The organism is Xanthomonas sp. CFBP 8152 (assembly GCF_014199025.1).
GTDB classification, from domain to species: domain Bacteria; phylum Pseudomonadota; class Gammaproteobacteria; order Xanthomonadales; family Xanthomonadaceae; genus Xanthomonas; species Xanthomonas arboricola_B.
The window spans coordinates 1,440,856-1,452,630 of record NZ_JACHNO010000001.1 but is presented as its reverse complement, the minus strand read 5'-3'; the positions used below and the strand labels follow the sequence as shown (position 1 = coordinate 1,452,630).

The following is an 11,775-nucleotide window of genomic DNA, read 5'->3' as shown; positions in this document are numbered from 1 at the left end:
CGGTTAAGAATGGGTGGGCACACTATGTCTACGACGTTTCACTGACATGACATATGCATGCGTGATCACGCGCAATGTGTGGCGACGCTGCCGCTGGCTGCGGCACACTGTGGGTCTCTCCTGCCTGTCGCTGCCCATGAAAATCGTCGAAGTGCGTCACCCCCTCGTTCAGCACAAGATCGGTCTGCTGCGCGATGCCGCCTTGAGCACCAAGGGCTTCCGCGAATTGGTCACCGAGCTGGGCACGCTGCTGGCCTACGAGGCCACCGCCAATTTGGACACCGAATCGCACGTGCAACCTGGCTGGGCCGGCCCGGTGACCGTGCAGCGGATTGCCGGCGCGAAAATCACACTGGTACCGATCCTGCGCGCAGGGTTGGGCATGTTGCCCGGCGTGCTGGCGCTGATCCCGGCCGCGCGCGTGAGCGTGGTCGGGCTGCAGCGCGACGAAGAAACCCTGCAGCCGGTGCCCTACTTCGAACGCCTCACCGGCCGCCTGGAAGAGCGCGATGCACTGATCCTGGACCCGATGCTGGCCACCGGCGGCACGCTGATCGCCACCATCGACATGCTCAAGCGCGCCGGCGCGCGACGGATCAAGGGCATCTTCCTGGTCGCCGCACCGGAAGGGCTCAAGGCATTGGAAGCCGTGCATCCGGACGTGGAGGTCTACACCGCCGCGATCGACGACCACCTCAACGACAAGGGCTACATCCTGCCCGGCCTGGGCGATGCAGGCGACCGGATCTTCGGGACGCGGGTGGAGTGAGCTGCGGAGGCTTGAAGCCCCTCTGCCTGCAGGGCGAGAAGACTCCGCTTGCGCGCCATTGGCGCGCGTGCCTTGAAGCGCCCGCGCCGCAAGCGCGGGCCGGGGGCGCGCAGTGGGGATTGGGGTGAAGGTCCGTCGAGCGAAGCAGTCGGGGAGTCACTTCTGACGGCGCGTGGCGCCGCGTTTGTCATTGCCGGCATTGGTAGCTCCCCGGAGGCGCACCCTCATCCGGCGCTACGCGCCACCTTCTCCCGATGGGAGAAGGAACTCGCGTCATCGCACTGAAGCCCGCCTCAGCGCGTCGACGCCTGGATCGCCGCACTCACATACACCAGCGGCGCGTTCCAGTTGATGGCCACCTCGTTGCTGGCGTAACTGCAGGTGTTGTCCAGATACGACAGCGCCGGCAGTTTGGAGGGGTACGCCACCTTGCAGTCCTTGGCGTCCTGCTGGCCCGGTTGCGGACCACCGGCCAGCCAGCCCGGCACCGGGGCGTCGATGCCGTCGGCCTCGGAGGGGCGATGGTGGATCTGCATCGGGCTGCGCAGCCCGACGCCGGTGACGAACGACAGGCCCAACGGATTGCGCCCCAGGATGTAGTCCAGCTGCGACTGCGCGGCATCCAGATACGGCCGCTGCCGGGTCAGCCGATAACCCTGCATCAGCATCATCGCGCGGTTGAGTACCACCGCGTTGCTTCCCCACACGAAGTCGGTGTCGCTCATCGCCAGACGCCATGGCGAGGACTGCCACTCATCGGCAAGACGCTGCGCCAGGCCGGTGATCTCACGGGCAATGCGTGCGCGATCGGCATGCGGGGTGAGCCGGTCGCGATGTTCGGCCAACGACATCCAGGCCAGGCCGCCGACTTTGCTCCAGCCCGGCACGCTGGCAGGTACGTTGCGCGCGATCATTGCGTCGTAGAAGCCGTCCTCGCGCGTGCTCACATACAGCTCGGCCGCAGCCCAGGCAAATTCATCGTCCACCTGCGCATCGTCGTAGCCGCCGGTACGCACGTCGTCGGGCTGGCGATAGATCACATCCGGGTGTTGCTGCGCCCACGCCCAGGCACTGCGCGCGGCGTTCAACATGCGCGCCGATGCGCCCGGATACTGCTTGTCGAACGGCGCGTAGGCACGGCTGGCTGCCGCCATCACCGCAGCGAAATCCAGCGTGGCGGCGGTGGCCTTCATCACCACATAGCGTTGCTGTTTCGCCTGATCGGGCATCACCAGACCATCGAACTGCTTGTCGGTGAGCTTGTGGTAAACGCCACCGTCGGCCGGGTCTTGCATGGCCAGCATCCATTCCAGATTCCACCAGGTCTCCTGCAGGATGCCGGGCACGCCGGGCGCGTCGTCGGGGATGGTCAGGGCCTGCGCCTTGAACAGCGCCGGGTACTGCGCGTAGGCGGCCAGCAAGGTGTAGGTGCTGATGCCGGAATTGACGACGTACTTGTTGTAGTCGCCGGCGTCGTACCAGCCCCTGGGCGCACTGATCACGCTGTCGGCCGGGCGCGTGGCCGATGCCGCCGACGGATGGATACGCACCTGCGTATCCGGATGCCCGGCCGCGCGCGCATAGCGCCCGGCGAACTGCGCCGGCAACGCGGTGCTGGCGCGATTGAAGTAGAACGCCCTCAGTGATGCATCGAGCACCGGACGGTACGCGCTGGCCGCGATCGGGAACGGATCGGACGCCGGCTGCCCGTCGATCTTCAACCGGTAGGTACCCGGCGCGCGCAGGCTGGAAAAATCCGCCACCCGCGCCTGCTTGCCGGCCGGCGTCCACAGCGTGGCGGCCTGCAGCCGGCCCTCCAGCACGGAGCGACCCTGCGCATCCTCGACCGTGAAACGGTCCGCAGCCGGCGCCGCATCTTGCGGCAATCCGAGCACCGCAAGCTTGGCCGAACCCGGCAGATAGCCGAGCTGATTGACGTGAATGGCAGCGCCCGTTGCCGCTACGGTCTGGTCGCCGGTGGTGTCGGCGGCGCAGGCGGCGATGGGCGATGCGATCACCATGCCGGTGAGCAGAGTGTGGAAAATGTTCATGCCGCGATGGTCGCTGCATTGGCGCAGGGCGACAAGTCCAATCCGGGCATAGCCAACCGCGTGGAAATGCATCGCTGCGGTCGCGTGCCTGCATCGATGGTGGCGAGCATCTGCGGCCAACCGCGTCATCGCACAGGCCCTGCCCTGGCACGGCGCGGCAAATGCAACCGGCAACACCCGCTGCCATCCGGCGATGCCTGCCCTCGCCTACGAGGACAGGCACATCTCGATCAATCAGCCGTCAGCGCGCCGCAGCCTCCAGCTGCACCTGCGCCTTGCCCACCGGGTTGCGGGGGTCGCTGCCGCCGGTGAGCACGTTGCTGCGCTTGTCCCATTCCACCGTCTGCAGGTTGCCCCAGACGTGGCTGGAACCGCGGCCGCCCTCGGCGGTGTCGCCCGGCAGCTTGAGCGCATGGCCCATCGCCTGCAGCGCCGTGGCGGTCTGCGGCGAGAACGCGTTGCTCTCGGCCTCGATCACGTCCGGCAGCCACTGGTGGTGATAGCGCGGCAAGGCGCTGACCTGCTGCGCGTCCAGGCCGGCGTCGTAGCCCAGGATGCCGAGCAGCACCATGGTGATGATGCGGCTGCCGCCCGGGGTGCCGATCACCGCGACCTTGTCGGCCGATTCCATGAAGGTCGGCGTCATCGAGCTGAGCATGCGCTTGCCCGGCTTGGGCGCGTTGGCCGCGTAGCCCATCACGCCGAAGGCATTGGGTGTGCCCGGCTTGAGCGCGAAGTCGTCCATCTCGTCGTTGAGCAGCACGCCGGTGCCCTTGGGGATCAGGCCCGAGCCGTACAGCAGGTTGACGGTCTGAGTGGCGCCGACCCGGTTGCCTTCGCCATCGATGATGGAAAAGTGCGTGGTTTCGTCGTCTTCCAGCGGGGTCGGGTTGCCCGACAGCAGGTCGCTGGGGGTGGCCTTGTCCGGGTTGATCGTGGCGCGCAGGCCTTGCGCGTAATCCTTGCTGGTCAACACGCGCTGCGGCACGGCGACAAAGTCCGGGTCGCCCAGGAAGAAGGTGCGGTCGCGGTAGGCGCGGCGCATCGCCTCCACCACCAGATGGGTGCGGTGCGCATCGTCGAGCGTGTCCAGTTCCCAGCCTTCCAGGATCTGCAGCATGGCGGCAAGTGCGATCCCGCCGGAGGATGGCGGCGGCGCGGTGGTGATCTTCCAGCCGCGGTAGTCGAACTGGATCGGCGTGCGCTGCTTGACCCGGTACCCGGACAGCTCGGCGGCCTTCCACTGCCCGCCGGCCTGCTTGACGCCGGCCAGCAGCTTCTTGGCGGTTTCGCCCTTGTAGAAGCCATCGAAGCCCTTGTCGCCGAGCAGCTGCAGGGTATGCGCCAGCTCTGGCTGCTTGAAGATGTCGCCTTCGGCAATCGGCTTGCCGCCGCGCAGATACACCTGGCGCGTGCCGGGGTAACGCTCCATCACCTCGCGCCGCGAGGCATAGCCCTTGGCCATGCGCGCGTACACCGGGAAGCCTTCGCTGGCGATGCGGATCGACGGCGCCAGCGACTGCTTCAGCGGCAGCCGGCCGTGCCTGGTGGCCAGTTCCACCAGCGCTGCAGGCAGCCCGGGAATACCGGCCGACCAGGGGCCGTTGACCGAGCGGTCGCGGTCCAGCGCGCCCTGCTTGTCGAGAAATTGCGCCTCGCTGGCCGACTCGGGCGCGGTCTCGCGCGCGTCCAGCATCACGTCCTTGCCGGTCTTGGCATCGTGCAGCAGGAAGAAGCCGCCGCCGCCCAGGCCCGAGCTGATCGGCTCGACCACCGCCAGCGTGGACGACACCGCGATCGCCGCATCGAACGCGTTGCCGCCCTCGCGCAGGATCTGCAGGCCGGCGTCGGTGGCCAGTGCATGACCGCTGGCAATCGCCGCACCGGGCGGATGCTCCGCCATCGGCGAGGTCGTCGATGCTGCAGGCTTGGCGCCATCGGCAGCCCAGGCCGGCGGTGCCAGCACCAGAGCCAGCAGCAACAGGCCGCGCGAAGAAACACGTCGGGAAAAGATGCTCACGGGGCGGGAGGCTCCTGTTCGTACAGTTCGGGATGGTCGCGCTGCAGCTGCATGAGCTTGGCGAGCAGTTGATCGTGGGTTTCCGGTATCGCCGGGTCCGGGTCGATGCATTCGACCGGGCACACCACCACGCATTGCGCTTCGTCGAAATGGCCCACGCACTCGGTGCAACGTGCCGGGTCGATCACGTAGATGGTTTCGCCCATCGAGATGGCCTGGTTCGGGCACGCCGGCTCGCAGACATCGCAGTTGACGCAGAGCTCGTTGATCTTCAGCGACATAGCGGCACCACCATGCGGTGCGACGCAGCGCGATGCAATGCCAGGTGCTGGAACGCAACGTACCGCCGCAAGCGGACGCACGCGGCGTAGCGCAATGCATGGACAACGCCACGCGCGTGATCGGCAACCGGCCCAAGCGGACCGGCGCCGACGGCGTGCGGGATCAGCAGCATGCTGCGACCCCGCACGGCGGCCGGACGCGCCCTCCCGCGCCTCCGGCCTGGGACGGCATTACTTGGCTTCAACGAAGGTGTATTCCACGCCCTTGGGCTGGACGATGGTCTGCACGCGCGCATTCTCGGCCGCATTGCCGATGAACAGCACGCGCACGCCCTTCATCGAATCGGCCGGCACGTCCTTGAACGCGGCGTCGATCAGGTCGGCCATCTTGGTCGAGGCGGACGAACCGAAGGCCAGCATGTTGCCCGGCTGCACGCCACGCGCCAGTGCGGTCTTGACGCTTTCCAGCTGACGCTCGTAGCTGCCGGCGAACTCGGCATCGGACTCCGGCGGCAAGTAATACAGGAACGGGCTGTTGGTGGTGGTGCCCAGGTTCTGGCCGACCACTTCCTGCAGGTACTTCTTCCAGCCGGCGTTGTCGTCCTTGGCCGGCGCGGTCAGCGCAGCCGGAGCGGCGGCGGCGGTCGGTGCCGGCTCTTCCTTCTTGCAGGCGGTGACGGCCAGAGCGGCGACCGAAGCGAGCACCAGCGCGCGCATTGTGTGTTTCATGAAACTCCTCCCTTTGAAAAGCATGTGGTGATGTGACTGCTAGAGAATCAGGCCTGCGCGCGGGATTGCCGCACCTGCCGCAAGGCTTCGACGACCGAAGCCGGAACGAAACCGGACACGTCCCCGCCCAGCCGCGCGATTTCGCGCACCAGCGAGGACGAGATGAAGCTGTACTGCTCGGCCGGGGTGAGAAACAGCGTCTCCACCTCCGGGATCAGATGGCGGTTCATGCTGGCCATCTGGAATTCGTATTCGAAGTCGGACACCGCGCGCAGGCCGCGCAACAGCACACCGGCGCCCATGTCGCGCACGAAGTGGGCCAGCAGCGTGTCGAAGCCGCGCACTTCCACATTGGCATGTGCGGCCAGTGCTTCCTGGGCCAGCTCCACGCGCCGTTCCAGCGGCAGGGCCGGACCCTTGGAGGGGCTGTAGGCCACGCCGACCACCACGCGCTCGAACAACGGCGCGGCGCGGTTCACCAGATCGATATGCCCGTTGGTGATCGGGTCGAAGGTACCGGGATAGACGGCGGTGCGGCTGTTGGCCACGCTCATACGGAAACTACCGGGGTCGGATCGCCGTTCAGTGTAGCAGCGGCCCGGCGGTACAGCGCATAGCGCACCTGCTGGGTGGCGCCTTCGCGGTGCAGATGCCAGCCGGCCGGTACCTGCGGCGGGACCTCGGCCGGGCCTTCCAGGTACAGCCAGGCGTCGGCGCTCAGGTGCGCGGGCAGGCGTTCCAGCACGCTGGTCCACAGCCCGGCGGCAAACGGCGGGTCGACGAACGCGATGCTGGCCTGCGCCACCGGCGCACGCTCCAGCCAGCGCAGCGCATCCTCCTGCAGCACCTGCACCTGATCGGCCGCATCCAGCCTGGTCACGTGCTGGCGCAGGCGCTGCACCAGGCCAGGGTCGCGTTCGATCAGGGTCGCGTGCGCAGCGCCGCGCGACACCGCCTCCAGGCCCAGCGCGCCGGATCCGGCAAACAGGTCCAGCACCCGCGCGCCGGGCAGGCGCGGCATCAGCCAGTTGAACACCGTCTCGCGGACGCGGTCGCTGCTCGGGCGCAGGCCTGGCAGGTCCGGCACCGCCAGCTTGGTATTGCGCCAGCGCCCGCCGACGATGCGCACCTGCCCTTCCGCGCCGCGTGGCGCCGGCCGTGCTGGGCGGCTCATCGCCACGCGCCGGGTGCGGGCGAACGGAGGCAGGACGGCGGCAGCGCAAATGGCGACATGGTTCAAGGCAGGCGGGACGGACGGCCATGATACCGCCGCGATTGCCGCAGCCGCCCTCCCCCCGCCGGCCTGGACGCAGGCCATCAGGCGCACGCCCGCCTTGAAAAAATCCCCTTACGGCCTCATCCCCCAGGCCATCGGCCGCGTTGCGGCCTGGGCCACCATGGAGCACGACCCCAATGACCGTTGATACCGACAAGCAGACGCTTGGCTTCCAGACCGAGGTCAAGCAGCTGCTGCAGCTGATGATCCACTCGTTGTACTCGAACAAGGAAATCTTCCTGCGCGAGCTGGTCTCCAATGCCGCCGATGCCGCCGACAAGCTGCGTTTCGAGGCACTGGTGAAGCCGGAGCTGCTGGAAGGCGGCGGCGCGCTGCGCATCCGCGTGGACTACGACAAGGATGCGCGCACCGTCACCATCGACGACAACGGCATCGGCATGAGCCGCGAGGATGCGGTCTCGCATCTGGGCACCATCGCCAAGTCCGGCACCGCCGACTTCCTCAAGCACCTCAGCGGCGACCAGAAGAAGGACGCCAACCTGATCGGCCAGTTCGGCGTGGGTTTCTACAGCGCCTTCATCGTCGCCGACCAGGTCGACGTGTACTCGCGTCGCGCCGGCCTGTCCGCCAATGAGGGTGTGCACTGGTCTTCGCGTGGCGAAGGCGAGTTCGAGGTCGCCAGCGTCGACAAGCCCGAGCGCGGCACCCGCATCGTGCTGCATTTGAAGGACGGCGAAGACAGCTTTGCCGACGGCTGGACGCTGCGCGGCATCCTCAAGAAGTATTCCGACCACATCGGCCTGCCGATCGAGATGCGCAAGGAGCACCACGGCGAACAGGCCGACGCGCCCGCCGAGCCGGAGTGGGAAGCGGTCAACCGCGCCAGCGCGCTGTGGACGCGGCCCAAGTCCGAGATCAAGGATGAGGAATACCAGGAGTTCTACAAGCACGTCGCGCACGATGCCAGCAACCCACTGGCGTGGAGCCACAACAAGGTCGAAGGCAAGCTGGAATACACCTCGCTGCTGTTCGTGCCCGGCCGCGCCCCGTTCGACCTGTATCACCGCGATTCAGCCAAGGGCCTGAAGCTGTACGTGCAGCGCGTTTTCATCATGGACCAGGCCGAGCAGTTCCTGCCGCTGTACCTGCGTTTCATAAAGGGCGTGGTGGATTCGTCCGACCTGTCGCTCAATGTGTCGCGCGAGATCCTGCAGTCCGGCCCGGTGGTCGACTCGATGAAGTCGGCGCTGACCAAGCGCTCGCTGGACATGCTGGAGAAGCTGGCCAAGGACAAGCCGGACGACTATGCGACGTTCTGGCGCAACTTCGGCCAGGCGCTGAAGGAAGGCCCGGCCGAGGATTACGCCAACCGCGAAAAGATCGCCGGTCTGCTGCGCTTCTCCTCCACGTACGATACCACCGGCGCGCAGAGCGTGGGCCTGGCCGATTACGTGGGTCGTCTGGCCGAGGGCCAGGACAAGCTGTACTACCTCACCGGCGAAAGCTACGCGCAGATCAAGGACAGCCCGCATCTGGAAGTGTTCCGCAAGAAGGGCATCGAAGTGCTGCTGCTCACCGACCGCATCGACGAATGGTTGATGAGCTACCTCACCGAGTTCGACGGCAAGTCGTTCGTTGACGTGGCACGCGGCGACCTGGACCTGGGCAAGCTGGATTCGGAAGAAGACAAGAAGGCGCAGGAAGAAGTCGCCAAATCCAAGGAAGGCCTGGCCTCGCGCATCAAGGCCGCCCTGGGCGACGACGTGGCCGAGGTGCGCGTCTCGCACCGCCTGACCGATTCCCCGGCGATCCTGGCCATCGGCCAGGGCGACCTGGGCCTGCAGATGCGCCAGCTGCTGGAAGCCAGCGGCCAGGCCGTGCCGGAAACCAAGCCGGTGTTCGAGTTCAACCCGGCTCACCCGCTGATCGAAAAGCTGGATGCGGAAGCCGACATGGACCGCTTCGGCGATCTGAGCCGGGTGCTGTTCGACCAGGCGGCGCTGGCGGCGGGCGATAGTCTCAAGGACCCGGCCGGGTATGTGAAGCGGTTGAACAAGTTGTTGTTGGAGTTGTCGGCATAAAGCTTAAGCCTCGCTCGTGATACACCAAGACCGGCGCATGCGCCGGTCTTTTTTTGCGTCTCTCTCCTGTCGGTCACGCCCGGTGCCTGCGCGCATCGTGCGCTACGATCAAGGCGCAGGCAACGTCATCGACGATTTCCTGCGACAGCATTCAAACCGACTCCAACGCCCAACACCCGAACGCCGGCCCGGCCGAATAGCCGGTTTCCGGCTCGATGCGGATTTGCAGGGTGGCGCGGCCCGCCACTGCTGCCGGCAAGGCGTAGTCCACATCGACGAAATCCAGGCCGCGGTTGCCGTCCAGGCGTTCGTTGGCGATGAGTTCGCCGTCGGCGAGGATGCGGAAGCGGCGGCGGGTTTCGTCGCCCCAGTAGCGTAGGCGCAGGATGCCGGCCTTCGCGGTATTGCGCAGGGTGAAGGCGATGAAGCCGCCGGTGCGGGCGTCGCGGCCGGCGCGGCGGCGGTAGCTCAGTGCGTAGGAACTTTCGCTTTGCAGGCCGTGGGCTTTTTCGGAGGCTTCATCGCCCAGGGCGACGCGGTCCAGTGCGCGCGCGTCGAGCGCGTGTTGTTTCGCCTCTGCTGCGGCCTGCTCGGCTTGATGCTGCTGCCATGCGGCGGCGTCGCGATGCTCCAGGTAGGGCGCGCTGCGGCGATCGAATTGGGCGTAGAACGGGGAAAAGCGCCAGTGCTGTGCGCCGTCGCTATAGTCGAACGCGGCTTGGCCCGCCACCGGCTGCAGGCGCTGCAAGACCTCAGCGCCGCCGATCAACGCCGGGGTCTTGCCCGACCAGGGTTTTGCCGCATCGCCCAGGTCGGCCGCCAGCACCAGCGGCCCGCGCAGCACCGAGACCCAGGCCGGGTCGTCCGGTGTGGCTTCCAGACGCAGCGGCATCTCGAACGACAGCGTGAGCGTGTCGCCGGCGAGCCAGACGCGGGCGATGCGCAGGTAGCCCTCGTTGACGGTGGCATCGACCGGCTGGCCGTTGAGCTGCAGCTGCGGCGACTGCGCCCAGCCGGGCACGCGCAGTGCGAGCGTGCGTTGCTCGGCCGGCGCGGCATCGATGCGTAGCGAGGCGCTGCCCTGCTCCGGCATCGTGCTGTGCAGGGTCATGTCCAGCCCGGCAGCATCGCGCACGCTGGAGGGCACGTAGAGATTGACGTAGACGCCCTGCCCGTCCTGCCAGTAGATGGAATCGCCGAACTGGGCATGCGCCTCCATGCCGCTGCCGACGCAGCACCAGAAATCGTCGAACGGCGACGACCAGCCGCGCGCTTCGCCGGCCAGCATCGGTGTCATGTAGGTGAACATGCCGGTGCGCGGATGCTGCTGCGCCATCACGTGGTTGAGCAGCGTGCGCTCGTAGTAATCGAAGAACGCGGCCTGCGGGCCCCACTGGTACAGATGCCGGGTGAGCTTGAGCATGTTGTAGCTGGCGCAGTGCTCGCAGGTCTGCTCGGTGAGAAACTTCGAGATGCTGTCCGGCTGCTGGAAATACTCGCGGTCGCCATTGCCGCCGATCACGTAGGTGTGGTGGTCGGTGACGGTATGCCAGAAGAAGCGCGCTGCCGCGCCCGAAGCGGCATCGCCGGTGACTTCGTACTCGCGTGCCAGGCCGATCAGCTTGGGGATATTGGTATTGGAATGCTGGTGCACCAGCTCGTCGCGCTGGGCGGCCAGTGGATCGAGCACGGCGTGATGGTGTAGGCGCTGCGCCAGTGCCAGCCATTGCGCATTGCCGGTCCGCACATGCAGCTCGACGAAGGATTCGTTGAGGCCACCGAATTCGCACGACAGCACCTTCTGCAGCTGCGCGTCGTCGAGTGCGGCGAAGATGCCTTGCAGATAGCTGGCCAGGCCCACCGCCACCTGCAGGGCCTGCGCGTTGTCGCAATGCGCATGCACGTCGAGCAGGCCGGCAAACAGCTTGTGCCAGGTGTACAGCGGTGCCCAGCTGCCGTTGAGGTAGAACGGCGCCGGGTCGATCTTGCCGCGCCTGAGTTCATCGAACACCGCACGCCCGCTTTCGATCTTCCCTGCTGCATTCTTTCGGGTGAAGCCAGCCACATAGCCATCGCCTGCATGCGCCTGGCAGCGTGCCAGCTCTGCGACCAGATACCCGGCGCGCGTGCGGCATTGCGCATCGCCGGTCTGCGCATGCATCAGCGCCAGTGCGCTGAGATAGTGACCGAGCGTATGCCCGGCGATGGTGTCCGCCTCCCAGCCGCCGTACGCAGGCGCCTTGGGATCGAGGCCGGCGTACAGCACGAAGTTGTGCAACAGCCGGTCCGGCTGCAGCCGCATCAGATAGCGGCGATTGGTGTGCAGCGCATCCAGGAACAACGACGGCGTGAGCCGCACCTGCGCCAGCGGCACTGCGCGGACCCTGCCGGGTTGTGCTGCGCTGGCCTGGGCCGGAAACCGCAGGAAACCCGCCGCAACCGCCAGGCTGCTCCAGGCCAGAAAGCGCCGCCGCGACAGGCCCGGCGCGTGGTCGTTGGGCGATTGGCTCGGATGCGTCTCGGTCATGGGCTCAGCTTAGCTCCTGTCGGCGCGCGCAGACCGCGCGCGCCATTGCAACAACCGCCTGTGCAGTCGCGACAACGCAC

General features: G+C 67.0%; 9 protein-coding genes. 2 read left to right on the top strand and 7 right to left on the bottom strand.

The genetic code is table 11. From position 1 onward, the window contains the following. Positions 1 to 136: 136 nt before the first annotated feature. Positions 137 to 769 carry a uracil phosphoribosyltransferase gene (gene upp, locus FHT09_RS06115; RefSeq protein ID WP_024940024.1) on the top strand — a complete coding sequence of 211 codons (633 nt, stop codon included), beginning with the start codon at positions 137 to 139 and terminating at the stop codon, positions 767 to 769. A gap of 293 nt (positions 770 to 1,062) precedes the next feature. On the opposite strand, the gene FHT09_RS06110 is transcribed toward upp, so the two are convergent. From FHT09_RS06110 to rsmD, 6 genes are all read right to left on the bottom strand, one after another. After that, on the bottom strand, positions 1,063 to 2,820 hold the full coding sequence (locus tag FHT09_RS06110) for a glycoside hydrolase family 9 protein (protein ID WP_104606509.1): 1,758 nt from the start codon (positions 2,818 to 2,820) through the stop codon (positions 1,063 to 1,065). A 241-nt stretch (positions 2,821 to 3,061) separates the two neighbouring features. Then, complete coding sequence (gene ggt, locus FHT09_RS06105; protein ID WP_104606456.1) at positions 3,062 to 4,840, bottom strand: gamma-glutamyltransferase; 1,779 nt, start codon at positions 4,838 to 4,840, stop codon at positions 3,062 to 3,064. Next, on the bottom strand, positions 4,837 to 5,121 hold the full coding sequence (locus FHT09_RS06100) for a YfhL family 4Fe-4S dicluster ferredoxin (RefSeq protein ID WP_003489796.1): 285 nt from the start codon (positions 5,119 to 5,121) through the stop codon (positions 4,837 to 4,839). Before FHT09_RS06100 ends, ggt begins: the two co-directional genes overlap by 4 nt. 231 nt (positions 5,122 to 5,352) lie before the next feature. After that, entirely contained in the window at positions 5,353 to 5,850 is a 498-nt protein-coding gene (locus FHT09_RS06095) for a hypothetical protein (protein WP_181126248.1), read from the bottom strand. A 47-nt stretch (positions 5,851 to 5,897) separates the two neighbouring features. Beyond that, on the bottom strand, positions 5,898 to 6,404 hold the full coding sequence (gene coaD, locus FHT09_RS06090) for a pantetheine-phosphate adenylyltransferase (RefSeq protein WP_006448932.1): 507 nt from the start codon (positions 6,402 to 6,404) through the stop codon (positions 5,898 to 5,900). After that, positions 6,401 to 7,090 carry a 16S rRNA (guanine(966)-N(2))-methyltransferase RsmD gene (gene rsmD, locus FHT09_RS06085; protein ID WP_184416878.1) on the bottom strand — a complete coding sequence of 230 codons (690 nt, stop codon included), beginning with the start codon at positions 7,088 to 7,090 and terminating at the stop codon, positions 6,401 to 6,403. The genes coaD and rsmD overlap by 4 nt, the downstream gene beginning before the upstream one ends. A 173-nt stretch (positions 7,091 to 7,263) precedes the next feature. Between rsmD and htpG the strand changes: the two genes are divergently transcribed. Beyond that, on the top strand, positions 7,264 to 9,168 hold the full coding sequence (gene htpG / locus FHT09_RS06080; RefSeq protein ID WP_104606458.1) for a molecular chaperone HtpG: 1,905 nt from the start codon (positions 7,264 to 7,266) through the stop codon (positions 9,166 to 9,168). Between the two features lie 151 nt (positions 9,169 to 9,319). Here the strand turns inward: htpG and FHT09_RS06075 are convergent, their stop codons facing one another. Further along, positions 9,320 to 11,695, bottom strand: coding sequence for a glycoside hydrolase family 127 protein (locus FHT09_RS06075; RefSeq protein ID WP_104606459.1), 2,376 nt, complete (start codon positions 11,693 to 11,695; stop codon positions 9,320 to 9,322). Positions 11,696 to 11,775: the final 80 nt, after the last annotated feature.

Bases quoted from the DNA above. Each gene is read 5' to 3' on its own strand.
- upp (WP_024940024.1), top strand. From the start codon at position 137: ATGAAAATCGTCGAAGTGCGTCACCCCCTCGTTCAGCACAAGATCGGT.
- FHT09_RS06110 (WP_104606509.1), bottom strand. From the start codon at position 2,820: ATGAACATTTTCCACACTCTGCTCACCGGCATGGTGATCGCATCGCCC.
- FHT09_RS06100 (WP_003489796.1), bottom strand. From the start codon at position 5,121: ATGTCGCTGAAGATCAACGAGCTCTGCGTCAACTGCGATGTCTGCGAG.
- FHT09_RS06095 (WP_181126248.1), bottom strand. From the start codon at position 5,850: ATGAAACACACAATGCGCGCGCTGGTGCTCGCTTCGGTCGCCGCTCTG.
- coaD (WP_006448932.1), bottom strand. From the start codon at position 6,404: ATGAGCGTGGCCAACAGCCGCACCGCCGTCTATCCCGGTACCTTCGAC.
- htpG (WP_104606458.1), top strand. From the start codon at position 7,264: ATGACCGTTGATACCGACAAGCAGACGCTTGGCTTCCAGACCGAGGTC.
- FHT09_RS06075 (WP_104606459.1), bottom strand. From the start codon at position 11,695: ATGACCGAGACGCATCCGAGCCAATCGCCCAACGACCACGCGCCGGGC.